Annotated in this window: 18 protein-coding genes; 7 read left to right on the forward strand and 11 right to left on the reverse strand. The window is 54.1% G+C overall.

Annotation, left to right across the window (positions count from 1 at the left end; genetic code table 11):
* Positions 1-211: 211 nt before the first annotated feature.
* Together HOV93_RS17195 and mnmG are read right to left on the reverse strand one after the other, a co-directional pair.
* On the reverse strand, positions 212-790 hold the full coding sequence (locus HOV93_RS17195) for a response regulator (RefSeq protein ID WP_105350268.1): 579 nt from the start codon (positions 788-790) through the stop codon (positions 212-214).
* 430 nt (positions 791-1,220) lie between these two features.
* The gene (gene mnmG, locus HOV93_RS17200; RefSeq protein WP_207397768.1) at positions 1,221-3,059 is read right to left on the reverse strand and encodes a tRNA uridine-5-carboxymethylaminomethyl(34) synthesis enzyme MnmG; all 1,839 of its coding nucleotides are present in this window, start codon (positions 3,057-3,059) and stop codon (positions 1,221-1,223) included.
* A gap of 192 nt (positions 3,060-3,251) precedes the next feature.
* Here mnmG and HOV93_RS17205 point away from each other — a divergent pair, with 192 nt between their 5' ends.
* Complete coding sequence (locus HOV93_RS17205; protein WP_207397769.1) at positions 3,252-4,133, forward strand: phosphorylase family protein; 882 nt, start codon at positions 3,252-3,254, stop codon at positions 4,131-4,133.
* Here the strand turns inward: HOV93_RS17205 and HOV93_RS17210 are convergent.
* The 4 genes from HOV93_RS17210 to hpnC all read right to left on the reverse strand — a co-directional run bounded on the left by HOV93_RS17210 (position 4,130) and on the right by hpnC (position 7,861).
* The gene (locus HOV93_RS17210) at positions 4,130-4,525 is read right to left on the reverse strand and encodes a hypothetical protein (RefSeq protein WP_207397770.1); all 396 of its coding nucleotides are present in this window, start codon (positions 4,523-4,525) and stop codon (positions 4,130-4,132) included. The genes HOV93_RS17205 and HOV93_RS17210 overlap by 4 nt on opposite strands.
* A gap of 68 nt (positions 4,526-4,593) precedes the next feature.
* Positions 4,594-6,033, reverse strand: a complete 1,440-nt coding sequence (gene hpnE / locus HOV93_RS17215; RefSeq protein WP_207397771.1) for a hydroxysqualene dehydroxylase HpnE — start codon at positions 6,031-6,033, stop codon at positions 4,594-4,596.
* The gene (locus HOV93_RS17220; protein WP_207397772.1) at positions 6,033-6,917 is read right to left on the reverse strand and encodes a phytoene/squalene synthase family protein; all 885 of its coding nucleotides are present in this window, start codon (positions 6,915-6,917) and stop codon (positions 6,033-6,035) included. Before HOV93_RS17220 ends, hpnE begins: the two co-directional genes overlap by 1 nt.
* The gene (gene hpnC, locus HOV93_RS17225) at positions 6,914-7,861 is read right to left on the reverse strand and encodes a squalene synthase HpnC (RefSeq protein WP_207397773.1); all 948 of its coding nucleotides are present in this window, start codon (positions 7,859-7,861) and stop codon (positions 6,914-6,916) included. The genes HOV93_RS17220 and hpnC overlap by 4 nt, the downstream gene beginning before the upstream one ends.
* 210 nt (positions 7,862-8,071) lie before the next feature.
* On the opposite strand from hpnC, the gene ispH reads away from it, so the two are divergent.
* Positions 8,072-9,010: a 4-hydroxy-3-methylbut-2-enyl diphosphate reductase gene (gene ispH, locus HOV93_RS17230; protein ID WP_207397774.1), complete on the forward strand. Its 939-nt coding sequence runs from the start codon at positions 8,072-8,074 to the stop codon at positions 9,008-9,010.
* Between the two features lie 98 nt (positions 9,011-9,108).
* Here ispH and HOV93_RS17235 read toward each other — a convergent pair whose 3' ends face one another.
* Positions 9,109-10,332, reverse strand: a complete 1,224-nt coding sequence (locus HOV93_RS17235) for a 3-keto-disaccharide hydrolase (protein ID WP_207397775.1) — start codon at positions 10,330-10,332, stop codon at positions 9,109-9,111.
* Between the two features lie 186 nt (positions 10,333-10,518).
* On the opposite strand from HOV93_RS17235, the gene HOV93_RS17240 reads away from it, so the two are divergent.
* The gene (locus tag HOV93_RS17240; protein WP_207397776.1) at positions 10,519-12,426 is read left to right on the forward strand and encodes a cation:proton antiporter; all 1,908 of its coding nucleotides are present in this window, start codon (positions 10,519-10,521) and stop codon (positions 12,424-12,426) included.
* Here HOV93_RS17240 and HOV93_RS17245 read toward each other — a convergent pair.
* The 3 genes from HOV93_RS17245 to HOV93_RS17255 form a co-directional block, all read right to left on the reverse strand.
* On the reverse strand, positions 12,374-12,778 hold the full coding sequence (locus HOV93_RS17245; RefSeq protein WP_207397777.1) for a hypothetical protein: 405 nt from the start codon (positions 12,776-12,778) through the stop codon (positions 12,374-12,376). The two genes, HOV93_RS17240 and HOV93_RS17245, sit on opposite strands and share 53 nt — an antisense overlap.
* Before the next feature lie 73 nt (positions 12,779-12,851).
* A complete protein-coding gene (locus HOV93_RS17250) occupies positions 12,852-14,558 on the reverse strand; it encodes a PilW family protein (protein WP_207397778.1) in 1,707 nt (568 codons plus the stop codon).
* Between the two features lie 254 nt (positions 14,559-14,812).
* Positions 14,813-15,790: an NAD-dependent epimerase/dehydratase family protein gene (locus HOV93_RS17255; RefSeq protein WP_207397779.1), complete on the reverse strand. Its 978-nt coding sequence runs from the start codon at positions 15,788-15,790 to the stop codon at positions 14,813-14,815.
* Between the two features lie 398 nt (positions 15,791-16,188).
* Between HOV93_RS17255 and HOV93_RS17260 the strand changes: the two genes are divergently transcribed.
* The 4 genes from HOV93_RS17260 to HOV93_RS17275 all read left to right on the forward strand — a co-directional run bounded on the left by HOV93_RS17260 (position 16,189) and on the right by HOV93_RS17275 (position 24,226).
* Entirely contained in the window at positions 16,189-19,446 is a 3,258-nt protein-coding gene (locus tag HOV93_RS17260; RefSeq protein ID WP_207397780.1) for a tetratricopeptide repeat protein, read from the forward strand.
* A 65-nt stretch (positions 19,447-19,511) separates the two neighbouring features.
* Positions 19,512-20,426, forward strand: a complete 915-nt coding sequence (locus HOV93_RS17265) for a MotA/TolQ/ExbB proton channel family protein (protein WP_207397781.1) — start codon at positions 19,512-19,514, stop codon at positions 20,424-20,426.
* Positions 20,427-20,511: 85 nt separating this feature from the next.
* Positions 20,512-20,895 carry an ExbD/TolR family protein gene (locus HOV93_RS17270; protein ID WP_235990575.1) on the forward strand — a complete coding sequence of 128 codons (384 nt, stop codon included), beginning with the start codon at positions 20,512-20,514 and terminating at the stop codon, positions 20,893-20,895.
* 43 nt (positions 20,896-20,938) lie between these two features.
* Positions 20,939-24,226 (forward strand): hypothetical protein, encoded by a 3,288-nt coding sequence (locus tag HOV93_RS17275; protein WP_207397783.1) that lies wholly within the window; start codon positions 20,939-20,941, stop codon positions 24,224-24,226.
* Positions 24,227-24,252: 26 nt separating this feature from the next.
* On the opposite strand, the gene HOV93_RS17280 is transcribed toward HOV93_RS17275, so the two are convergent.
* Positions 24,253-24,504 (reverse strand): winged helix-turn-helix domain-containing protein, encoded by a 252-nt coding sequence (locus tag HOV93_RS17280; protein ID WP_207397784.1) that lies wholly within the window; start codon positions 24,502-24,504, stop codon positions 24,253-24,255.
* Positions 24,505-24,572: the final 68 nt, after the last annotated feature.

Raw genomic sequence — 24,572 nt, forward strand, 5'->3', positions numbered from 1 at the left:
GATCAGCTTGATCAAACAGCAGAAAAGCAAGGAAAGCATCGTGATGCGGCGGCGTATGGCAGGCTGGAACGTGAACTTCCTAGCGGAAATCATAGGCCTGCCAACGACTTAGTATGCGTTAGCCGTGGGTCGAGAGGAGAGTTGCCACCGATAGAGGGGCAACTGAAAGAACAGTGTGCCCCAAATTTGTTTGCCAAGCAAGTTAACGAGACTAGGAATTCACCGATTCCATGTCCAGCATGTTGCACGCTTTGTCGACCAATGCTTCGACCGAGAACGGCTTCTGCATGAATTCGTTAGCGCCACAGGCCATCAGGTCGGCGACCTTGTCTTGTTCGATCATGCCAGAGATGCACAGGATTTTGACGTCTTCCATCGTCTTGTCCATGCGAACGCGCTGGCAGACTTCTTTGCCGTTGATGTCCGGAAGCATGATGTCCAGCACGACGATGTCGGGGTGGAATTCTTTGACCAGCATGCCGGCATCGAAACCGTTGTTGGCAGTTCGCAGCTCGAAGCGGCCGTCGCGTTCAAACGCATCGACCAGCAGTTCGACCAGGTCGACATCGTCGTCCACGATCAGAGCTTTACGCTTGCCACTTTCCAGGGCATCGGTAGGGATGCCGTTCTCGCGCATAAAGTTGTAAAGCTGATCACGCGGGATGCGTCGAAATCGGCTGCCTGGAACGCGAAATCCTTTCAACTGTCCCGAGTCGAAACAACGAATGATGGTCTGTTGACTGACCTTGCAGATCTTCGCTGCTTCACCGGTGGTAAAGACTGTTTTCATGTGCCTGTCATCCTATCCCTAGCGTGTTCGGCTACCAATGCGATAAGTGAGTTTGGAGGCCGCCACGATCATTTGAGCATCCTCGCGCTCCGCGCATCCGTGTCAAACGAGTACATCCCGTTTAAAACTCTAATTCTCTGGAAGGTGTGTAATCGTTGCACCCCACGATAAATGAGTATTTCCGCTCTTCATCCGGATGTACCCTGTTTACCGAATTTGCCAGATGCCGGAATTATACTGTCCTAGATTGCCACGTCAAGATTGATGTCGATGGCGTAAGTTTAGATACGACAACACGTTGTGACACAAAGTGAAACGCGGTCAATATTTTGCCTAATCACAATCCAGAAGCTTTCAAGGGGAAGCGATCCGGAATTTGGGCACTTTGTGAAGACATGCTAGTGATAGCAACTCTATCAGTATCCCCAAGTTAGGAGGATTTCGACCCCATCCGTCCGTCGAGATAAACCAGAAGCAAAGCGATATCAGAGGGGGTGATTCCACTGATACGTTCGGCCTGGGCAACCGAGGTTGGGCGAATCTGGCAGAGCTTTTCGCGGGCCTCGTTCCGCATTTGAGTAAGTCGCGTAAAGTCAAACGTTTCCGGAATTCGTTTATGAGAAAGCCGTTTTTGCCGCTCGACCTCGACCTGCTGACGTGCGATATAGCCCTCGTAGCGGATGTCGTAAGTCACCTGCAAAGCCGCTTCCGCCGTGATCTCTTGCAGGGAAGGCGCTAATTCGCAGACTTGTTCCCACGACGAATCATTCCGCTTCAGGATGTTCGCCAGAAGATTTCCTTGGTGGCGAGTGCTTCCAAGAATTTCCATCGCCGTATCGATCTGTTGCATCTTTTGAGTAAGAACTTCCCGGCGATGCGGTGGGATCAGGCCGCGATCATAAGCCAGCGGGGTCAGGCGGCGGTCGGCGTTGTCTTGACGAAGCATCAAGCGGTGCTCGGCCCGGCTGGTAAACATTCGATATGGTTCGTCAACACCGGTGGTCACCAGATCGTCGATCAGCACACCGATATAGGCTTGTTCGCGGCCCAGCACCAATGGATCTTCGCCGCGACCCTCTAGTGCCGCGTTGATGCCGGCCATCAACCCTTGGGCGGCGGCTTCCTCGTAGCCGGTTGTTCCGTTGATTTGACCGGCGAAATAGAGCCCGGTGATCTCCTTGGTTTGTAGAGAAGGCCACAATTGGTCAGGAGGACAGAAATCGTATTCGACTGCGTATCCATACCGCATGATCTGAGCGTTTTCGAGACCTGGGATCAGCTTGAACATCTCGTCTTGGACGTCTCGCGGTAAGCTGGTCGAGATCCCGTTGACGTAGACTTCTCGGGTGTTGAACCCTTCCGGTTCCAGGAATAACTGATGCCGGTCTTTATCCGCAAAGCGAACGACTTTGTCCTCGATGCTGGGGCAATAACGTGGTCCACGCGAATCGATTTGCCCGCTGTACATGGGCGCACGGTTCAGGTTGGCCCGGATGAGGTCGTGCACCTTGTCGTTGGTATAGGTGATATGACACGGCATCTGCTCAAGGTTGAGCTTTTCCGTTAAGTAAGAGAATGCCTGGGGTTCGTCGTCACCAGGTTGAAGTTCGGTTTGTTCAAAGTCGATGGAATTGAAATTTATACGAGCTGGCGTCCCGGTCTTGAAACGATCGAGTCGGAAGCCGAGTCGATTCAGGGCGCTGCTAATACCGCTGGAGGTTCCCTCGCCCCCGCGACCACCAGGCGTTTTGGTTTCGCCGGTGTGCATGATTGCTGAAAGAAACGTGCCGGTGGTCAGCACGACGCGTGACGCACGGTAGATCGCTCCACCATGTACGCTCACGCCGATGATGCGTTGTTTTCCGTCTACTTCCTCGGTCAGCAGGTCGCTGACTATCTCTTGCCTTAGGTCTAAGTTTGCTTGGTCTTCAACGGCCAGTTTGACCCACCACTGGTACGCTTTCTTGTCGGCTTGGGCCCGAGGACTGTGCATCGCGGGCCCTTTGCGGCGATTTAACAGTCGAAACTGAATGCCGGTAGCGTCGATGGCCTGACCCATGATGCCACCCATGGCATCGATTTCTCGTACGATCTGCCCCTTGGCGATGCCGCCGATGGCCGGGTTACAGCTCATTTGGGCTACTGTATCGAGATTGGTCGTTAGAAGTGCCGTTTTCGCCCCTAAACGCGCAGCGGCCATCGCTGCCTCGGTACCTGCGTGCCCGGCTCCAACGACAATTACGTCATATTGATAACGACACTCCGACATCTAATCACCTTGCAATCAACCTGCTTTATGAGCGAAGCTTGTATTGTAGATGCCTCTGCGGTCGATCGCGAAGGGGCGAAACTCTAGTTTTCAGATTGAAGTGTTCAGTTTTCACCCAGAGAAAGCCAGAACAGCCGACAATTGCGGTGCACCACATCTGAAAACGGAACACTTCTGACTGAAAACCATCCCATGCTCCTACGCTACCTCGTTTCCAACTTTCTCCAGCAACAAGGCCAAACGGTGGTTCGGGACTTCGTCTCGCAGCAACTGGCCGAACACAATGCCGAGGAGGTTGCCCCAGAAGATATTCCCCAACCAGATGTCGTCGTTCTGTTTGCTTTGGGGGTCGAGTCGGCCGGTTTCAAGGAGTCACTCGATTCTCCGACTCCGGTGAAGATGGAGAAGCGAACTGTTACCGTGGGTAAGCTTGGTGATCGTGTCGTGGGAATCGTAGAGACAGGCGTCGGTCGTAAAACGGCAGGGGCAGTCGCTCGGGATGTGATCGATATCATCAGGCCGAAGTGGATTGTTTCGGCCGGGTTTGCCGGCGGGCTCGTCTCGGATTTGAAACGGGGGCATGTCGTCATGGCCAACTGCGTCGGGGATTTGGATGGGAATGATATCAGCATTCCGCTTAACCTGACGACCGAGCAAGTTGAAGCAACCCAGGGCCTGGCCAGCGGCAAACTGCTAACAGTCGACCGAATCATCCGCACCGTCGAAGAGAAGCGAGAACTGGGTGAAAAGCACACCGCTGTGGCGGTCGATATGGAGACCCTGGCGATCGCCCAGGCATGCCAGGAGAAAGAGACCAAGCTGATCTCAGTGCGTATCATTTCCGATACCGTCGACCAGCCATTGCCCAAAGATCTCGAGAAGTTGATGAGCCAAAAAACAACCTCAGGCATGCTGGGTGCTGCCGCGGCGACTATTTTCAATCGCCCCGGCAGTATCAAGGATATGTGGAACCTAAACACAATGGCGAATAAAGCAAGTGACAAACTAGCGTCATTCCTGGGTGGTGTTCTCCCGCAACTTGATTCGGTGGTGCGGGACGACAATGAAAACTAATTGGTTTTAGGAATCGCAACGGTCGATGCGAGGAACACTACCGAGGTCAAGAAAATAACCCACTCGGTCCCCGCCAGTACGTACGTTGTCGAACCCATGCCGGTGAAAAGAAAGAAACTGATTGCCCGGAAGAGGACTGCCATGCCGTGAACTAAAACGCAGGCAATTAGAATCGGACGGGTAGCGTCCGTCATCAACAACGGCATCAGAAAGATTAGCCCCCAGGCGAACTCAAGCCCACCGTATACAGTGAAGAATTCCGACTGACCGCTACCAGGCTCCAGATTAAATCCCACCGATTTCGAGGTTTGTTCAGGTGCAACAGCGCACCAGATACCTAGTAAAAGATAAGCGGCCCCAACGATGGCCAAAAAAATGCGAGCAGCGAACATAACGGTCCTTTCCCGGTTCCTGGAAGGCTATTTCCCCAGCTATCGTAGACCGCAAAAATTATTCTTAGTTAACGGCGATGCTCGTCTTTTCCGAGTCCCCACAGCATTCGCGAAAGCAGGCTCACTGGTAGGTCGGAATCACCGACAGGCTCGTCGTAGTCGTACTTTCGAAGAATGGCTTCGGCAGCCAGATATCCACTGCGTACAGCACCTTCCATCGTGGATGGCCAGCCTGTTTTCGTCCAATCGCCGGCCAGAGCCAAGCCTGGCAAGATCGATTCTTGCGTTGGCCGAAGTCCTTCCAGGAAAGGGGTCGCAGCAAACACGGCCTGCTTTTCAGTCACTACCTGGTAGTCGAGAAGGTAGGGGGCCGGTTGCGCCGCAAAAGCCGAGACCAACTCGCCCAGCACGAGCCGAGATAACTCGTCGTGCTTCATGCCAGCTAAGTCTTGCGAGGCACTGATGACCACTTGGTAATAATATCCAGTCGACTCTTTAAACTGCCGAGCCCCATGGTTGAAGACCCACTGGCTGGTTCGGTCCAACAGCACGGCATGCGGCAGGTTGGTTAGCGGGCGATCAAGCCAAAGGTGGACACTCGAAATAGGAGACGATTCAATTTCCTCCACGTTGTCTAGCTTAGGCATCAAGTTTTTGAGAATAGGCGAAAAGAGCTTGGGGGATTGATGCCAAGGGACAGCGGCGATGAAGTTTTCGAAAGTTGCTTCGCTGCCGCTCCCGAAGCGAACATTGAATCGCGAGTTGAAGTAGGCCACTTGCCGAACCGGCGTCTGTCGGTGAAAGCGAACGCCGCGTTCCTCTAACTTTAGAGCAGCCTGTACATCGAATACATCTTGCAAGGGAATCCGCGGAACGTAGATTTGGTAGGCTTTTCGATGCCGCAGAAAGCCATCGACAAAGACCTTACGGGCCGCGACAAACGAAACCTCGGATAGCGGCGCACCCAGGGCACTCACTAATACGATTTCCCAGAAGCATCGGATGGCAACCTCTGATTGGAGTTGTTCGACTAACCAGTCGTGCATCTTCCGGCCGGCATACTTTTCGACGGCTGAAGGGGGAGCCATCTCCCACAAGGCAGCTGCGATTCGCTTCTGATCTGGTTTGGTAAGGTATCTCTGGCGACCAAACGCGGATGCCAAATGAATCGGTGCCGGTAGCCAACTGCTGGCTTCAAATGGGTGGGTCTGACCGTCGCCGTCGATGAAGTGCAATTTCGTATCGCGACGAAAGCACTCCTCCAATTCCAATCGGCGGCAAAGCCCCAGGAAGTTCGTGCAGCACCCCATCGCCACGTGCTGACAACGATCGATCAGCGATGGATGTTCTGGATCGCGATATGCCCCGGCACGGCCTCCCAGGGATCGTTTCGCTTCGAACAAGTGAATTTCAAAGGGAAACCGAGAAAGTGCTTCGGCGGCAGCAATGCCAGCTAGACCTCCTCCGACAATGGCGACGCGTTGGCCGCGCATGGCGCTGACGTCCACTAAGGAGCCTCCGCTTTCAGAGGGCCTCTCGATCTCAAGGGCATTCGCGAGATGGCCAGCCGCGCAAATAGCTTCATCTTTCGCCATGAGCCGACCTGGATCCTCCGCTGCAGCACATCGACCGGAGACCGGGCGATCTGCTTGAGCAGATCGTGATACGTTTCTCTCATGGCGTCGAAAATCCGGCGGCCATCCGGGTGGAGGTCATCGCAAAGAGCTTTGGCTTCTGTGAACAGCTTCTCGGCGCGCTCGATCTCGAATCGCATCAGCGGCTCGAAACCAGGGGAAAGCTGTCCTGCCAGGAGAGATTCTTCCGTGACCTCAAAGCGATGGAGGTCACTCAGCGGGAGGTAGATTCGTCCACGTTGGGCGTCTTCGTGAATGTCGCGCAGAATGTTGGTCAGCTGAAACGCCACTCCGGCGGCAATGGCAGCGTGTCGATTGAAGTTCGCACGAACGCCCCATACCGGCAAGCAACTCAACCCAATCGCGGACGCGACCTGATAACAGTACTGGTGAAGCTCCTCGAAGTCAGCAAAGCGAGTTCGTGACAGGTCACTTTCGATTCCCTCGATCGACTCAAGGAAGTACTTTTCCGGGATTTCGTAGCGGCGAATAGTATCGGCCAATGCCGGCAGACGCAGATCCGTGAAGTCTCCTTGCATGGCGGAATTGAATTGGTCTCTCCACGCTTGCAGGGCGGCAGCTTGATCGGATCCTTCCTCGTCGGCCAGATCGTCTGTACGGCGGAAAAAGGCATACAAAGCGAACATTGCCTGGCGTTTCTCTCGTGGAAGGAACCAAAAAGAGAGCAGGAAGTTGGAACCAGATTGCTTGGAGAAGTGACGGCACTGGGCATAGCTGGCGGAAAGGTTATCCATCATGCCGGCACCTCGTAAGTGTCGGCTCGGAACTGTTTGTTGCGGACGCGTATTTCCCACCAAGCCTGAGCCAGGAGTTTAACTTTCGTGCTTTTGCTGACCTTTGGGCGATGGTTCCACGTGTCGAAACGCTGTTGGCGTATATGCCGTAAGATGGTTTGTCCGCCACGGATGAATAAAGCGATGTCGACCTTCAAGTTCGACGGAAAGAAGTCGACGATCGGTTCGCCAGAGGCCAATAGTTGTTCAGCGCGGCGGACCTCGAACTCTATTAGTTCGCGAAATGCCTCATGTTCCGCGCACGCGGGCATATCGTCGATCGAAAGGCCGAACCGTTGGAAGTCCTCCGCCGGGATATAGATTCGCCCCTTGTCGAAGTCGCGGCGAACATCCTGCCAGAAGTTGGCAAGTTGCAGCCCGGTGCAGACCCGGTCGGAATAAACGACCGCCTCGGGGGAATAACAGTGACCGAGGTACATTTCCAAGCGGCCGACAGGGTCGGCCGAGTTGCGGCAGTACGCCAAAAGCTCGCGGTAGGTGTTGTAGTGTTTTTTGGTCTGATCCTGGCGAAAAGCAATGAGCAGATTGCGGAGCGGGGTAATGGGGATCTTAAATTCTCGAGCCGTACGCTTCAACGCGACGAATACCGGATGATGGGCGTCCTGTTGGAAGCACGACTCGAGTTGCTCTTCCCACCAGGCCAACAGCTTGAGCCCTTCGGCGTCGGTAGATGTCTCGTCCGCCAAATTGTCTGCCCAGCGGCAATAGGCATAAATGGCCGCAAAGTGAGGATGAAGCTCGGTTGGCAGAAACCAGCTAATGACCGAAAAATTCTCGTAAGACGATGCCGTCAGGTCCTGGCAATAAGCGTAGGCGTCGCTCGTGCTGGGGGTTGGCCAACTGGCTTCTGGTCCGTAATTTGCCAGTTGGTGCTGAAAAGGAGTCACGAGTTATCCGGGTAAGCTGGAACTAAGTTGCGGCCAAAACGTCAATCGCAAGTTGCGAACTGGATTGCAAACTGCAAATTTTGCTGAATTTCGAGTCGAAGGATAGTCCGTTTTTTCCCTCGTTCGTGCTGGCACCGGCCAGGACGGCTGCCCTAGGCCCTACCCATGGGTTGCGGTAAGATGCATGGTATGGAGGAGGTTGCCAATCCAATGAAAGTGATTCTAGCAAGTCCACGCGGGTTTTGTGCGGGGGTGAACATGGCGATTGAGTGCCTTGACTTGGCACTTAAGACGTTTGGTGCACCCGTCTACGTTTATCACGAAATCGTCCACAATAAATACGTCGTCGAGACCTTCAAAAAGAAGGGCGCGATTTTCGTTGACGACGTGCAGGAAGTCCCTCCCAAATCGATCCTATTGTTCAGTGCCCATGGTGTTTCGCCTGAAATTCGCCAAGAGGCCAAGCAGCGCGAGTTAACTGCGATCGATGCAACCTGCCCACTGGTGACCAAAGTACACTTGGAAGCGATTAAGTTTGCCAAGCTGGGTTATACGATCTGCCTAATCGGGCATGAAGGGCACGACGAAGTGATCGGCACGATGGGAGAAGCCCCCGAAGCGATCGTCCTGGTCGAGACTGAAAAAGACGTCGACACGCTTGAGATCGCCGATCCTGAGAAGCTGGCGTACCTCACCCAGACGACGCTTTCCGTCGACGATGCGACGCGGATCATCAACCGTTTGAAAGAACGTTTCCCGGCCATCAAAGGTCCTCCTAAGGCAGACATCTGCTACGCGACCCAAAATCGCCAGGAAGCCGTACGAATCCTGGGGACGGAAGCTCAATTGGTGCTGGTTCTCGGCAGCCAGAACAGCTCCAACAGTCAGCGTCTCAAGGAACTCGCACAAGAGAGTGGTACCCCAGGCTATCTGGTCGACGGTGCCAGCGACATCCAGGCTGAGTGGTTTGACGGCGTTGACGGGGTCTTGGTAACTGCCGGGGCGAGTGCGCCTGAGGATGTTGTCCAGGAGTGTCTCGATTATCTGGTCGAGAAGTTCGACGCGAAGATCGAAACCCGTAGCATCCGGGAAGAAGAAGTACATTTCCCACTGCCGAAAGAACTTCGCAAACTTGTTCAGCTTTCCTAAGAGTAGGTTAAGCCACAGAAGTTCTTAGAAAGCACAAAAGATTAACCACGGAAGGCTTATCCGTGGTTAATCTTCTCATATTTCGCCAGGCAGTTCTCTTATTCGGTTCGCTTTACGGGCCAGCGTTCTGGCAGTTCTTGAATCTGGAAGTTTCGAAAGAGGACGTCGGTCGTAGGATCGTGTCCTTGCAAAATGATCGACCCGGCGGTCAAGCGTTGCCCGCGACGGGGGTTTTCGTCCGGCTTACGCTGGTCGGTCCAGTCGGTGACTTGATAGCCGTTGACCCATACCGAGATATGGGCACCTTCAGCGATGAGGGTCTTGGTCAGCCACTGGTTGTCTTTGCTGACCACTTTTCGTGCGACGCTGCGTCGGAAGATGGCACCCGTGCCACTATCAAGAGGCTTGGTTGGGTCATCCCCTTCAATGCCGTTATGAATCTGGCTTTCGTAGCCCATCATCTTGTCGCCGGGGATACTGCGGAAGAAGATGCCTGAGTTCAGGTTCTCAGCGTTAGTTTTGGCATCCAATTGCAAGACGAAATTCGCGTAAACTCCTTCGGTTTCAAGCTGGCCTGGTCCATCCTGAGCGCGAATGGCACCTTCCTCGGTGACGCTGAATTTTGTGGTCATCGCTGGGTACTGTTTCCATCCAGTCAGATCCTTGCCGTTGAAGATCGACTTCAGCCCCAGTGGTTTAAGGCTAATATTGCGAAACTGAATTTTACCTCCGTTTTGCTGCAGCCCTATAAAACCTTTGCCAAGATAGGCATCCTCATTCAGTGTCGAAACGACCTCGCCGTCCAGTTTCACTTCCAGGACAGGGCCCTGCACGCGGACTTCAAACGTATGCCACTCTCCTGGCGGGCAATCGGGTGTGGCTTTCTCGCGACCGACAAAGCTTCCGGTAGGAAAGGAATTGGTAGGCGGGGCGATATTTAGCTCGTAACAGTCATACGTAGCACTTTTCGGCTTAGGGGGAGTTCGCAGGAAGATACCACTGTTAGTATTCTCCTCGGCTAGAAAGTCGACCCGCAGGATGTAGTCCGCGAACTGGGTTGTCGTACAGAGCAGGCCGATTTCACCATTGGTGGCTTGGATCGTTCCGTCGACGACTTTCCAATCGGTCTTGGTGATTGGATTCCACCCGAATAGGGTTTCTCCATCGAAAAGAGAGATCCAACCGTCTTCGATTTCTTCGGGAGTGAGCCCTGGTGTTTGAGCACAAAGGCTGGCAACCGGTATGGCCCATCCCACGACCAGCGTCAGAAGAAGGACCGAGATAGTTGGGGGCTGAGAGCGTTCGCGGTTATTGATTCGCATCACATGAAAATCCTGGGCGGGAAAAGAAGGACCTTAAATGGCTAATAGGTGGAAGACTCTAACCTAAGGAAATCATTAGGGTTTGGGAAGATCCGCGGGGTTTGCTCTGGCGATGGCGTAAGGTACGTTAAAGATCCGTAGCTATGCGAGCGGCTAGTGAAATGCTTGCGATCTGGAGTATGCGTTGTGGAAGAGAAGCTTTACCTACTTTATTTTGCCGGCATTCTGGCCCTGGGGATTTCAGCCCAGTGGTTGGCATGGCGTCTGCGGCTTCCTTCTATTTTGCTCCTTCTGGGCTTCGGTTTTTTGGCCAGTTTTCTGCCGGCAGGGCCCGACGAAATCATCGGACGTGAAGTCCTTTTCCCGATCGTTTCCCTCTCAGTAGCAGTGATTCTGTTTGAAGGGGGCATGAGTCTGCGCTTTGCCGAGCTGCGCGAGGTGGGGCCGGCACTGGGGGGCCTGGTCACCATTGGGGCACTGGTCGTTTGGGGATTAGCCTCAGTCGCGGCGTACTTTTTAATCGGCTTTTCACCTGCTATTTCTGCCGTGGTCGGGGCCATTGTGGTGGTGACCGGACCTACGGTGGTTGGACCTCTATTAAGCCATATTAGACCGTCCCGAAAGATCGGCTCTTTAGCCAAATGGGAAGGGATTGTCATTGACCCAATCGGTGCGGTGCTCGCGGTGCTCGTGTTTGAGTTCATCATGCAGACCGGAGAAGGGGCGACCTGGGCCACCCCGATGTGGTCGATCGCGAAGACGATAGGCGTTGGTGTGGTTCTGGGCGTCCTGACCGCCTACATGATGATCTTCGCTTTGAAGAGCTACTGGATCCCTGATTTTCTACACAACGCGTTCATTCTGGCGGTCCTCTTGTCGGTTTTCGCCATCTCGAATTACATCCAGTCAGAGTCCGGTCTTTTAACCGTAACTGTGCTTGGGCTTTTGATGGCCAATCAGAAGCACATTCCTGTACGGCATATCTTCGAATTTAAAGAGAACCTGCGGGTTCTGTTGATCTCTTGTTTGTTCATTGTGCTGGCCGCACGTATTTCCCTAGGAACGCTTTTGCAAGTGGGCTGGATGGGGCTGCTGTTTGTGGCCGTGTTGATTGTCATCGTACGTCCAGCCTCGGTATTTCTGTCGACGATAAGAAGCGGACTGAATTGGCGAGAAAAGGTTTTTCTCTGTTTTATGGCCCCCCGCGGGATTGTGGCTGCTGCGGTCGGCTCTATTTTTTCCTTCGAACTAGCGCACCACGCCGAGAATCTCGACCTCGGGGAAGTCGGAGGTGTCGCCGAGGGGACGCTCGTCGTGCCGGTCGTGTTTATGGTCATCGTGGGTACTGTGATGTTTTACGGTCTCACCGCGGCTCCGGTGGCTCGTTGGTTGGGATTGGCCAGCCCGGCGCCTCAGGGCGTGCTGATTGCTGGGGCGGATCGCTGGATCCGAGAGCTCGCCGTAGTAATCAAGAGTGCCGGCTTTCAAGTGATGCTAGTGGATACCAATTTCCGGAATATCACCGCCGCTCGAATGCAGAACCTGCCAGCCCAGTGCGCAAGTATCCTCTCGGACTTTGTCAGTGAAGAGCTCAATCTTGGGGGGATCGGGCGTCTTCTGGCCGCCACACCAAACGACGAGGTCAATTCGCTCGCCTGCATGGAGTTCACCCATTTATTCGGCAGGAAAGAAGTTTATCAACTGAGCCCGTGGGACTCTGGTTCCGGCAAGCGGCAATCGGTATCGGACCACCTTCGTGGCCGCGTGACCTTCGGGCATGGACTCGATTTCTATGCGATCGCACGACGGGTGACCGCCGGAGCCCAGTTTAAGAAGACAACGATCACCGAAGAATTCACTTACCACGATTTTCAGCAAACCCATGGCGAATCGGCAACGCTCTTGTTCGTGATCCCAGAAACCAATCGGCTGAGAATTGTGACTGCCGACGACAGTTTCGTGCCCAAAGCGGGGCAAACAATCATCGCGCTGATTGACGCCCGCCCCGAACCGATCAAGCCGCCGGCGAAATCGGAAGACTCTAAGTCGGGTGAGCCGGAAGAATCGCCAGCGAAATCTGTGGCGTCGGAATAGTCTTTTCGAGTGGTGCTAATGTCTTGATGCTGATCGTCAGGCAGCACCGCATGATTAAGTGGCTTTTCACATCGACGATGTGCTTCTGCAGTGCAGGAAACTCTCCGAGGCTGGCACCATTGATCCAGGCCGAGCCTTGAAAAGGAAGATCGACTAGCTGAAGTTGTACTTGGCTGCCATCGTCGATGCCTGTGGGCCGATGAAACCATCGCTTCAGGACAACTGCCCCACCGCTTGCCGCCTGAAATATCTGTGGCCAAGCGGCTGGTAGTTTGACGCGGGTAGGTTCGCCCTGGGCGTCTATGGTCATCTCCCAGGGGCCATTGAGTCGGATGAGGTGTGGTTCAGTCATAAGCAAAAAAGCGGACACACCTTTTCAAGTGTGCCCGCCGATGTTTCGTAGAAAGTGGACTCTGCAGGAAAGGTTACTCCGGTAGGAAGTCTGCCACGATGGTATCTTGGCGCACCTGACGGGTACCTTCTTCGATCACTCGAACCGTGACCGAAACGGCTCGGAGAGCCTTGGAATAAGGTGGCTCTGTTTCCAGTTCGCTTTCTTCGCCAGCGTCACTGGTGTCGCCGTCATCATTCAGGTCGCTAGCGAAATGTTCATCAACAATGTCGTCCCCGTCGTCATCGAAGCCGTTGGTACCCTCGTCAATGACACCGTCTCCGTTCTGGTCTACTCCGTCGACTTCGTAATAGAAAGGCCATGTGTCGTAGTAGGCATAGTTGAGGCTACCCGTGCTCAACATCGTTGGATTCTGCAGAAAGAAGCTTGAATTGAGGATTGCCTTCGTCGTAGGGGTGGTTGAACCAAAAATTGACGAACTATTTCCCCCGTAGATCGTGACGTTATTAAGTTGTGACTTGGTGTTGGGGAAATTCTGGAACGTTTGGTTGTAATAGTCTGTCCCTGCAGTAGGGGATGTACGACTCCAATTCAAATCGACAAAAGCACCTTGCATCGCGTCCGTGAAATCTGCAGCGCCGTAGCCCGGGTCGCCAGGGGCGAGAGATAGCGAACTCGTCGCTGCGTCTCTCCCAACAGCAGCAATCGGATCGAAGATTCGGACGTCAAATGCCAACGTATTGGTGAGCATCACATCTTCGCCGGTTCGATCCCGATTATTCGTGCCAGAAGGACTCCATTGCAATGCATGGTTCAGCTGCTCGAACGTAAGCAACGCATGGGGTCGTAAGGGAGCTGGATCGAAACCAGCACCAGCACCACCCACTTGCAGGTTAATCGCCGTGCCGCCGCTGTCTTCATCGACCTGGATTCCGTCGGCCGCGTAGGGAGCATGGGCAACACGCCGATCGCGAGATTGCAGGTCTTCGAGCGAGTTGGTTTGCCATTCACTATTGCTGGCCGACCACATCGAGAGGTCGTAATAATTCATCGCCTCTGCATAAGTGAGTGTATGAGAAGCAGGGGGCGCCATTGTGTTCGGATTACCAACAAAAATATCGGGCCGAATTAACAAGACACGGCGGTAAAGTGTGACCGTTTCGTCGGCGTCGCGCTGACCATTAGCGTTGGTGTCCTCTACCGGAGTATGCTTTGTGAAGTAAACGATCTCCGCATAGTGAGAGGTAATGGTCGTGAACAGGGAAAGATCGGTGCGATCAACCCAGAATTTATGGGGAATGACATTGGTATATCCACCAACGTTAGGCATCAACTCCCCTTGGATTAAACCGACAAACGGCTGGTCTTTGCTATAGGCCGTAAAGCAAATAACGTCATCGGCATCACCCGTCAGACCTCCATTCACTCCGGCAAAATCGGGGAACTCGGTGTCATCGATGATATCAGACGTCGCAAAATCGACATCGCGATCAGGCCCTTCAATGATCTCGAAATAACCCTGATTGGCACCTGGTTGAACCCACGGCAGCACGTCGACTGAGACGTTGTCCAGGTCATTCTGAAGGTGGGTCGAAACGCTACGCAGGTTGCCGGAAAGTTCAATCGTGGCTCGGGCGTCTCGCATTGCCGTACCCATCATGCCGAAGATCTGGGCCACGGCGGCGAACATGATCAAGGTCAACGCGGTCGCCATCAACATTTCGACGAGCGTCAGCCCGCGTGTTTGGGTAGCGATGTGCGGTGTACGAGTATTCCACATGCGATGTGCGTCCTGTAGGTTTCGCCTGACGGTCCAGTCTGCCCAGGACCGAACTCAGGTTTGCCGTCCTCGCAGGCCATTGGATCAGCCGTGCGAGCTTTGGAGATAAGTTTTTTGTCGACTAGCTGGCGAAAGAATCGCTGGAAACCATTCGTAATCCAACGGCTTAAGTATATTGCGCTCCAACCCTTAATTCCACCGGGAATGTGCCCAGGGGTCAAGCGTTTTGATTAATTGGGTAGCCCCGATGGGGGTTAGGTTTGCTTGTGCTTGATGACATCAGCGATAATGTCTTCCAGCGAATGCTGTGGGGCGTACTGAATGCAATTCTTGATCTTGGTCAGATCAGGTACCCGACGCGAAATATCTTCGAATTTTGAGTTAAATGCTTCTTCATACGATTGAAATTGAACGTCTAACTCTGGATTTACCTGGCCAATAACCATCTTTGCCAATTCCAAAATGGTAACCGGACGGTCGCTGCCAATATTAAAAACTTCACCTAAGGCCGCATCAGTCCGCATTAATTGAATGACGGCTCCGATGACGTCGGCCACGTGGGCGAAACAGCGGATCTGGCTGCCATCGTGATGAACCGTGGGGGACTTACCGGCCATCGCCGCATCCACAAACCGAGGAAGGACCATCCCGTAGGCCCCCGTTTGTCGCGGTCCCACCACGTTAAAGAAGCGGCCAATGACCACAGGCGTCTTCTTCTGATGCCAGTAAGCAAGCGAAAGGAACTCGTCGATTGCTTTGGACGCGCCATAACTCCAGCGAGGACGGGTTGTTGCGCCAAACACTAGGTCGTCTTCTTCGGTCCAGACCGCTTTGGGATTCTTGCCATACACTTCCGAAGTACTGGCCATAAACATGCGAACTTCGTCCCCTTCGGCATTGCGCCGCTGGACCTCGGCCAAGAGAATTTCGGTCGGGTAGATGTTCCGTTCGATGGTTTGAATAGGTTCTTTGTTGATCAGGGCTACCCCAACGGCAGCAGCCAGGTGATAAACTTCGTTGGCTTGGTTGACCAGATCACGAACGAGCGTCCGGTCAGAGACCGTACCATGGACAAACCGAAAATCTGGGTTCGCCAGCAGATGCTCGATGTTTCGTTTCGACCCGGTCGATTCGTCGTCGACCACAATGACTTGGTTGCCAACACCCAGTAATGCTTCGGCTAGGTGCGAACCAATAAATCCGGCACCGCCGGTGATCAGAGAAATTGCCATGCGCTGATTGCTTTGCTGAATAATTGCGAAACGCGATCCATCTCGGAAAACGTTCGTAATGGAGAAGCCTGCCCAATTCGCTACGCAGGGGGCACCGTCTCCCCTAGTTCGTTGGGAAGGCGTGCGATTTCCATTGATTGACGATTTAGGGACCGCAACTCGTTATCCTACAAGGTTTTTCCCTGTGAGGACTGCCAATCCTTTCTATCATGATCCACAATGGGGTCAAAAAAGCGGCAAACTCCTTTTCCGCACCGAAATTTAGCTCTAGAAATGGTTTCTTAAGGCGGAATAATGAAACTTCGCGGAATTTCCGTCACAATAAGGTAAGTCGATCACCACTTAGCCCCTCTCCGTCTGCCTGTACCTTGCTGACAAATAACGAGGACCGTTGTTCCATGCTGTCTCTGTTTTCGGGTCATAGCTCCCCTAGCGCACGATGCGTCACCGATGGGACCGAGCCCTGCCGACGAGCACGTTACTTTTTCTTAGCTGCTTTACTGCTTCTGTTGATTTGCGGGCATTCCGTAGAGGGACAAGAGTCTTCGCAAGAGGCAGCTCTGTTTTTCTCGGATGTCGTGAACTATCAGAACGCAGGCGAGTTTGAACTGGCGGCAGACGAATGGAAAAAGTTCGTCGCAAAGTTCCCCGGAGACCCACTCGCAGCCAAGGCGCAAAACTATCTGGCCGTGTGTCAGTTGCAGCTGAAGAAGTACGCTGACGCGACCGCCAATTTTGAGACCGTTTTAAAGAAGTATCCCCAGGCCGATTTCCGTGAAGAAGCGATGCTGAACCTCGCTTCGGCGAACTATGCCTGGGCTCAGAATGGGAACCAAGCCAAATATAAAGATTCCGCAACACGTTTTTCGGCTCTGCTGAAAGAATTCCCCAAGACCGAGTTTGCCGATCAGGCTCAATATTTTCTGGGTGAGTCGCTTTATCTCTCCGGGCAAAAAGAACAATCGATCGCTGCCTACGAGCAACTGGTCAAGTCGTATCCCAAAAGTTCGCTCGCTCCCGATGCTTTGTATGCCAAAGGGGTAACGCTCGAAGAGTTGCAGAAATATTCGGATGCGCAAAAGGTCTACGACCAATTCCTGACGGCTTATTCGGGCAATTCCCTGGCAACCGAAGTAATGATGCGAAAGGGGGAAGCCCTGCTGCAGCAAAGCCAATTCGCCGACGCGGAAAAACTTTTCGAGCAAGCTTCTCAGAAGGAAGGCTTTGAACTAGCCGATCATGCGATCTATCGCTTGGCTTATTGTGCCCTGCAGCGGGATGAATTGATGAAGGCCGGCAATGCCTATGCTCGAATTCCGTTGAATTTTTCCAAATCTGCCTATGCTCCGGAAGCAACGATGCTCGCCGGACGTTGTTACTACCGAGCAGGACGACTCGACGATGCCGCACGCTGGTTAGCAGCCGCCGGACGCCAAGGTGGTCAATTCGAAGTGGAAGCGGCGCACTGGTTGGCCCGCGTTTACTTGCAACAAGGGAAAGCGGCCGAAGCTGAAGCACTCGCCAAGGCCATACTGCCGAAAGCAGGTAGCCATGAATTTCTAGTCGATCTAAAGATGGACATGGCAGACGCACTCTACGAGCAACCGCAACGTAGTCAAGAGTCGATTGCCCTCTACGAACGCATTGCCAAAGATCATCCTGACACGCCAGAGGCGCCTCAAGCACTCTACAACGCAGCGTTTGCCGCACTAGAGACTCGTGACTTCGCTAAGGCATCGGCCCTTTCCGATCAGTTTGCGAAGAAGTACCCCAAAGATGAATCTCGCCTCGATGCCATGTATGTCGGGGCGGAAGCAAAGCTGCAAACTGATAAGCTGGCCGATGCCGAGAAGGCCTTGAAGACGCTGATCAAAGAAGGGAAATCTCGTCCAGAGGTTCCACGTTGGCAATTGCGACTTGCGTTGACTCAGTATCTGCTCAACAAGTTTGCCGATGTCGAAAAGACGATCGCATCGGTTCAGTCCTCTCTCAAAGATGCGGACCTTCTGGCCCAGGCGAATTACTTGGTCGGGGCAAGTGCGTTTCAGCAGAGCCAATTCGACAAGGCTCAAAAGGCCCTCGAGGCCTCCGGCAAAGCTTCCACAAGTTGGGCTCAGGCCGACGAGGCTCGTTTGATGTTGGCCAGGACTTTGCATGCCCAGGGAGACACGTCGACAGCGATTCAGCAAGCTCAAGGAATCCTTGCGAGCTACCCCAACAGTCAGATCCTCGATCAGGTCAACTTCCGGTTGGGTGAATTTCTGTTCGCTGCCAATCGTTTCGACGATGCTGCGGCGGCATATGCTCAAGTGCTGTCTCAGGCACCTGGGTCTTCACTGGTGCCCCACGCTTTATATGGGCAAGCATGGGCCTATCTGAAGCAGCCTGACGCCGGCAAAGCGGAGCAAGCGTTTAGCGAGTTGATCGCCAAGCATACCGGACACGAACTGATCGTCGATGCCCATACCGGGCGGGCCATCTCGCGTCGCTCGGAAGGTAAATTCAAGGAAGCGATCGACGACTTAAACCAGGTCATCAGCAAGAGCAAAGACGACACGCAAAAGTTGGAAGCGGAGTACTTGAAAGGGGTCAGTCTGGTCGATGCGAAGAATCCGGCCGAGGCGGAAAAGGTATTCACAGCGATACATCAGCAAAGCCCCCAATTTGCCAGCGACGATAAGGTTCTTTATGAATTGGCCTGGGCTCAACGTGCTCAAGGTAAAGGAGACGCGGCCAATGCCAGCTTCCAGCAACTCGCCAAGGCCCATCCTCAAAGCCCACTCGCTGCCGAGGCCATGTATCATGTAGGCGAATCGTACTATGCGAAGGATAATTTCGCCGAATCCGAAACGTGGTACGCCTCGTCTGCCAATCAGGCCAAGGCCCCTGAAATCGGTGAAAAAGCGTTGTACAAGCAGTCTTGGGCCCAGTATCAGCAGGGCAAGACGAAAGAGGCCTTGGATGGGTTCGGTAGTCAAATCACGAAGTTTCCGAACGGTCCTCTGGCGTCCGATGCGATTTTCATGCAAGGCGAATGCTTCAATAAAGATAAGCAGTTCGACGCCGCACTCGACTCATACGGTCGCGTCGATCCCAAGCGGCTTTCCAGCGATGAAATGCGATCACTCTTGATGTTGCACGCCGGCCAATCGGCGAGTCAGCAGAAGTTGTGGGCGGAAGCCAAGAAGTGGTTCACCCAATTGGTAGACCAACTGCCAAACTCACCGCTTTTGGGCGAAACCTACTACGAACTAGGCTGGGCCAGTTACAACGAAAAGAAGACTCCCGAGGCGATCAACTACTTCGATAAAGCCGCGGAAGAGTCGCGAGGATTGGCCGGTGCTCGGGCCCGGTTTATGCTGGGCGAAATCTACTTTGAGCAAAAGAAGTATGATGATGCACTGGGCCAATTCAAACGCGTGGTCTATGGCTTTGGTGGCGAAAAATCGCTCGATAGCGTCAAGCCATGGCAGGCCAAATGTGCCTATGAAATCGGTCGCTGCAATGAAGTACAAATTCGCCAGGCTGCGCCCGCCGACAAAGCAGCTTTCGTGGAGGAAGCGAAGAAGTTTTACACCCTCGTAGCCCAGCGTTTTCCGCAAGCTTCGGAAGCCAAGCTGGCCCAGGCCCGGCTTGAAGCCTTGGCCCAACTTTAACGCCGAACCGGCGAAGTGACCTGTCCGAAATGAATGATTCAACGCGACTTGGAAGCCTCTCCCTTATGTCACCCATGGCTCGCTCACTCTTTGTTCTGCTTGCGGCAATGGCCTTTACGCTCCCGGTACTTGCTCAGGATGGCGACCCAGCGGGGGAGCAGCCGACCGAAGAAGAGTCACCGGCACTGATCGAGCAGCGTCTTGCCGAGACCGATTCGCTGACGCTGGTCAGTTTGATCCTGCGTGGCGGCAAGATGATGATTCCGCTGGGGGTCATGTCGGTCATCGTCGTAGCGCTGACGCTCGAACGTCTCTTCGCATTGCGGAAGTCAAGAGTCATCCCCTATCAACTGCAAAGGGAACTTGCACAGCTACGCCTATCGGAAAAGGGGCTCGATCCCCGCGAAGCGTATCGTCTGTGCAAGAAGTACCCTTCTTCTCTAGCGAATGTGATTAAGACGATGCTTTTGCGAATTGGTCGTCCACAGTCCGAAGTAGAACATTCGGTCGCCGAATCAACGGAACGCGAAGCGGATCGCTTGTATGGTAATGTCCGCTGGATCGCTCTGATGGGAAGCGTGGCACCACTGTTGGGGCTGATGGGTACCGTCTGGGGCATTATCTGGACGTTCTATAAGACCACCCAGTTAGAAATTGGTGCTGACCGTGCCGACCAGTTGGCCGGCGGCATCTTTGTGGCGCTAGTTACCACCCTCGGCGGTTTGACGATTGCCATTCCCGCGGTGATCTTTGCCCAGTACTTTGAGAGTCGGATCGTTGCGTTGTTTCACGAAATGGATGAAATCCTGTTCGACTTGATTCCCGGCTTCGAGCACTACGAAGGCAAGCTGCGAGCCAAGCACCGCACTTACGATGGGCCATCCGCACCGCCGGTAAAAACGATGGAGCCACCTAACATTGCGGCCCCCGGCGGAACGTTAGATGGCTCGCAAACGCAAGCATTGCCCAGGTCGCAGTAGCTGTCCGTACTGATTCCACAAAAACGTATTTGCGAAGAAGACCAAGCCTGTGGCAGTTAAACTCAAACGTGGACGAGCGCGATCGATGTTGGATATTACTCCACTGATCGATATCGTCTTTTTATTGCTGATTTTCTTCATGGTGATGACTCGCTTCGATGAAGAAGACTACAAGCTAGATGTCGTCTTGCCGACGGCCAGTGAAGCGCAGCCGCTGATTTCGCAGCCACGCGAGTTGTTTATCAACATTGATGCCGATGGTCGCTATTTTGTTCGCGGCGACCAGCACTCAATTAATGAAATTGAAGAGATCCTCGAGCAAACAGCCGCCGATAATCCAGAAAGTTCGGTGATTATTCGAGCGGACAAAGAAAGTAAGATCGAGTTCAGTGTGCAAGTGATGAATGCCTGCAACAAGGCCAAGCTTAGCAACTACTCGATAAGCACCGCCTCTCTTGAGTCGAACTAAATAGCAATTGCTCCGCAACGAACCTGGAGCTTAGCGGGAAATCATGGCGCAACACTGGAGAACGGACGAAAAACGCTCACAGCTCTCGTCGACCGACGAGAAGGCGTGGCCGGTTTACACGGCGTTCACGTTCTTCATGCTATACTTCGGCGCGTCGAGCTACCTTCTGTTCGACTGGGATCACGAACTATGGTACTTCAACGCCAAGGTCTACATTGCGTTCGCTGCGGTGGCGTGGATGGTAGGATTGGCCACGATTCCTCTGCTCGACCTGGGCAGCGTTCGTCGTGGTGTTCAGCTTTCGATTGTTCTCAGCTTGATGCTGCATTTGAGCATGTTTCTCGGGATGGTGGCGATCGATGTCGGCGAAATTGCCGATTCGTCACTCAATCAAAATCGAGAGAAAACGCCCCAGAAACAACCGGTCGTTATTCCGGACTATAGCCCCGCTCAGATCAACGAAGATCGCAATACCGAGCGTGAGTACGAGCAGCCGGTCGAAACCAAAGAGGCGGAAGCCCAGGTCGATCCGCTCGAACAGGAAAAGATCGAGCACGAGCAGCCCGAGATGAAAGAGAACGACATTTCGCAGGAAGAACTGCCGCGAGAAGTTCAGCCAGAAGAAATGCAGCGTCGCGAGCAGCAGACCGAACAGCCACAACAAGAGACACTGCAAGATCTGCCCTCGCAACTAGCCAAGCAGGCCCGCAAGATGCAACAACGCGAAGTCGAGCAAGCTCAGCAGATTGAAGTCCAGCGGCAAGAAGAACGTCAGCCGGAATTGTCTGCCGCCGAAGCTGCGGCACAACGTTCCGCTCAAGCCCTTGAAATGCAGCGACAAGCGTCGAACATTCAAGATGCTGTTCAGCGGATGACCGAAATTCAGCGTCAGAATACAACGCAAGACTTACCGAGTCTTTCCCCCACACAAGCGCAAGAAGTTCAACGACAACGAACCGAAGCCAACAATCTCGCCCAGACTCAGGCCGAAAACGTTGAGGTTCAACGAAATAATCCCCAGCAAGTTAGCGCTCAGGCTCAGGCCGCCGATCTTGCTCGCCAAGAGGCCCAACAGCAAACCAATCAGCCACGTGCTACGGTCCAATCGCCGAGCCCAACCACCATGGCCTCCAGCATGGCGATGACTCGCAGTCGCCAAACCCCCGAGATGCAGATCGCCCCGTCTGCTTCTTCAGCGGATATCGCTCGCAATGCTTCGGCGAGCAACTTACCCACAATCAATACGAATGTGAGCGACAATCTTCCTCGACCCATGCCTGGGCAATCGAACAACTCGCAGCTAAGACCAGCCGCCGGTAGTGTCGCTCGGCAAGAGGTGGGTGGCGACGGCGTTGCTGCCAACGCTTCTAACCCTGGTGAACTTTGGGCCCGACCTTCCACGGCTGGTCGCACGGCCGAGATGGTCCAACAGCATGGTGCCTCGCGAAGTACGGCATCGCAAGACGAGGGAATCGTAACAAGCAATCAGGCCAATCCATCGATCGGCAGAACGCCGTCTGCCGGCGCTCAAGCGATGGCGGGACCGAGTGCCCAGATTGAATTCCAGGGACCATCTAGCGGTAATCAAGCAGCCGCCAACGCCGATGCTTTGGCTTCCGGCCAGTTCTCGTCACCTTCGATGAAGGTTGGTCGCGCTAACGGCAACGGTGCCGATCAACTGGGTAGCGGTCAGGTCGGGGGCGCCAATGCAGGAACGCCTGGTGCCAATCGTGGTGCCGACTTCTCGGAACTATCGCGTGGAACCGGCAATCGGGGTAACGACGGTCCATCTCTAGCTGAAATGGCTTCAGGCACACAAGGGCTTCCTGGTAGCCGAACGCCAGGGGCGAGCCCTATGATTGGGACACGAGCAACCGCTGAGGGGATTCCTGGGGGCGGGGGCGGAGCGATGCAGCCAGGTGGTGGCGACATTGCTGGTTCATTGCCTGGTTTGGGTAACGTACCGGAAATTCGTCGGCGAAATGTCGGTGGTCCGGCAATGCCATCGGGACGACCAGGAGTCAACGACCTTGCAGGGGCTCCGCTTGGAACTGCCAACCAGCCAGGATTCATCGGGCGACGCCGCACGAGTGACGCTCCCCAGATTACAACCAACATGGCAAATATTCCTGTTCGGTCGCCTGGTCGTCGTGGTCCGCTGTTAAGCACCACGGCAGCCGTTCCGACGGAAGCGTTCAGCCGCCGTGCCATGCGAAAAGGAGAAGGGGCAGGGGATGGTTCACGTCGGCCTAGCCGCGAAACAGAAGAAGCCATCGAGCGCGGTCTTGCATTTTTAGCGCGTCACCAGTCGTCGGATGGCCGCTGGAGTTTGAAGGGATTTGCCGCCGTAAATCCTGAGAACTTTAACATCTACCGCAACGAGTTGGCGACTCTTAATTCCGATACGGCGGCCACCGGATTGTCACTGTTGGCTTTCCTAGGGGCTGGCTACGATCACCTGAGCGATAAGTACGAAACGGAAGTTCGCGGTGGCGTCACCTTCTTAGTCGAGAATCAGAAACCCAACGGCGACCTTTACATTGAAATGGACGCCACTTCGAATTCCAGTTGTCGCCTGTATAGTCATGCGATTGCCGCGTTGGCGTTGTGCGAAGCGTACGGGATGACGCAGGACGAGTCACTTCGTGCGGCGGCTCAAAAGTCGCTCGATTTTATCGAAGCCGCTCAAGATCCTGAGCTGGGCGGATGGCGATATACGCCAGGCAACGGCAGCGATACGTCGGTGACCGGCTGGATGCTGTTGGCCCTCAAAAGCGGTCAACTGGCCGGTCTACGGGTCGATCCCAAGTCATTCGAGGGAATTCGTAAGTGGTTGGCGTCGGCCGAATCTCGCCAACGCGGACGTACGGTCTATATTTACAATCCCAATGCTCCAGATACACCTCAGCAGCGTCATGGCCGCGAACCAAGCCAAACGATGACCGCCGTCGGAGCATTGATTCAGCTTTACTTGGGCAATCGCCGCGATAGTCGCATTTTGCAAGACAGTGCGGACTATCTGAAAGAGAACCTACCGGCGATGGGAACGCCCCAAGCACCGCTGCGAGATACCTACTACTGGTACTATGCCACTCAGGTCATGTTCCATATGCGTGGCGAGCACTGGGAGGCCTGGGACAGCAAGCTACATGTCATGCTCGAGCAAACCCAGGTTCTCGAAGGTCCGGCAGCCGGTAGTTGGGATCCGAAGGGTGACGTGCCAGATCGCTGGGGAGGCTTTGCTGGGCGTATCTATGTGACGACAATGAACCTGCTTTCACTGGAGGTGTACCACCGTCACTTGCCGATTTACGACGACGCCGCGAATTAATGCCACGACCCTGCGTTTAGCGTTTTCTACGACACTGGCGAACCATGTTCATCAATCAGGCCGATCAGTTTGTTACGGCCTTTCTCGAAGAAGAACAGCTTGTTCTCGCGTGCCAGCCATCCAACGGCTTGCAAGACGATGTCCTTCTTCTCGCCAACCTCTTTGGTCAATTTGGTGATAGTTACAGGACCTTCGGCCGATAGATAGGCCCAAACCTGACCTGAGGTTTCCCCGATTTTCTGCAGGGTGTCTTCGTGGAGATCGGTGGAACTCGACATCGCAAGGGTCTCCCCAAGTTGAAAATCGTAGATGAATGATCCGCCAACAAGGAAGATTATAGTAGACG

The organism is Bremerella alba (genome assembly GCF_013618625.1).
Taxonomy (GTDB): domain Bacteria; phylum Planctomycetota; class Planctomycetia; order Pirellulales; family Pirellulaceae; genus Bremerella; species Bremerella alba.

Excerpts from the sequence above, each read along its gene's own strand:
- HOV93_RS17195 (WP_105350268.1), bottom strand. The coding sequence starts at position 790 with ATGAAAACAGTCTTTACCACCGGTGAAGCAGCGAAGATCTGCAAGGTC.
- mnmG (WP_207397768.1), bottom strand. The coding sequence starts at position 3,059 with ATGTCGGAGTGTCGTTATCAATATGACGTAATTGTCGTTGGAGCCGGG.
- HOV93_RS17205 (WP_207397769.1), top strand. The coding sequence starts at position 3,252 with ATGCTCCTACGCTACCTCGTTTCCAACTTTCTCCAGCAACAAGGCCAA.
- HOV93_RS17210 (WP_207397770.1), bottom strand. The coding sequence starts at position 4,525 with ATGTTCGCTGCTCGCATTTTTTTGGCCATCGTTGGGGCCGCTTATCTT.
- HOV93_RS17220 (WP_207397772.1), bottom strand. The coding sequence starts at position 6,917 with ATGATGGATAACCTTTCCGCCAGCTATGCCCAGTGCCGTCACTTCTCC.
- ispH (WP_207397774.1), top strand. The coding sequence starts at position 8,072 with ATGAAAGTGATTCTAGCAAGTCCACGCGGGTTTTGTGCGGGGGTGAAC.
- HOV93_RS17235 (WP_207397775.1), bottom strand. The coding sequence starts at position 10,332 with ATGCGAATCAATAACCGCGAACGCTCTCAGCCCCCAACTATCTCGGTC.
- HOV93_RS17245 (WP_207397777.1), bottom strand. The coding sequence starts at position 12,778 with ATGACTGAACCACACCTCATCCGACTCAATGGCCCCTGGGAGATGACC.
- HOV93_RS17250 (WP_207397778.1), bottom strand. The coding sequence starts at position 14,558 with ATGTGGAATACTCGTACACCGCACATCGCTACCCAAACACGCGGGCTG.
- HOV93_RS17255 (WP_207397779.1), bottom strand. The coding sequence starts at position 15,790 with ATGGCAATTTCTCTGATCACCGGCGGTGCCGGATTTATTGGTTCGCAC.
- HOV93_RS17260 (WP_207397780.1), top strand. The coding sequence starts at position 16,189 with ATGCTGTCTCTGTTTTCGGGTCATAGCTCCCCTAGCGCACGATGCGTC.
- HOV93_RS17265 (WP_207397781.1), top strand. The coding sequence starts at position 19,512 with ATGTCACCCATGGCTCGCTCACTCTTTGTTCTGCTTGCGGCAATGGCC.
- HOV93_RS17270 (WP_235990575.1), top strand. The coding sequence starts at position 20,512 with ATGTTGGATATTACTCCACTGATCGATATCGTCTTTTTATTGCTGATT.
- HOV93_RS17275 (WP_207397783.1), top strand. The coding sequence starts at position 20,939 with ATGGCGCAACACTGGAGAACGGACGAAAAACGCTCACAGCTCTCGTCG.
- HOV93_RS17280 (WP_207397784.1), bottom strand. The coding sequence starts at position 24,504 with ATGTCGAGTTCCACCGATCTCCACGAAGACACCCTGCAGAAAATCGGG.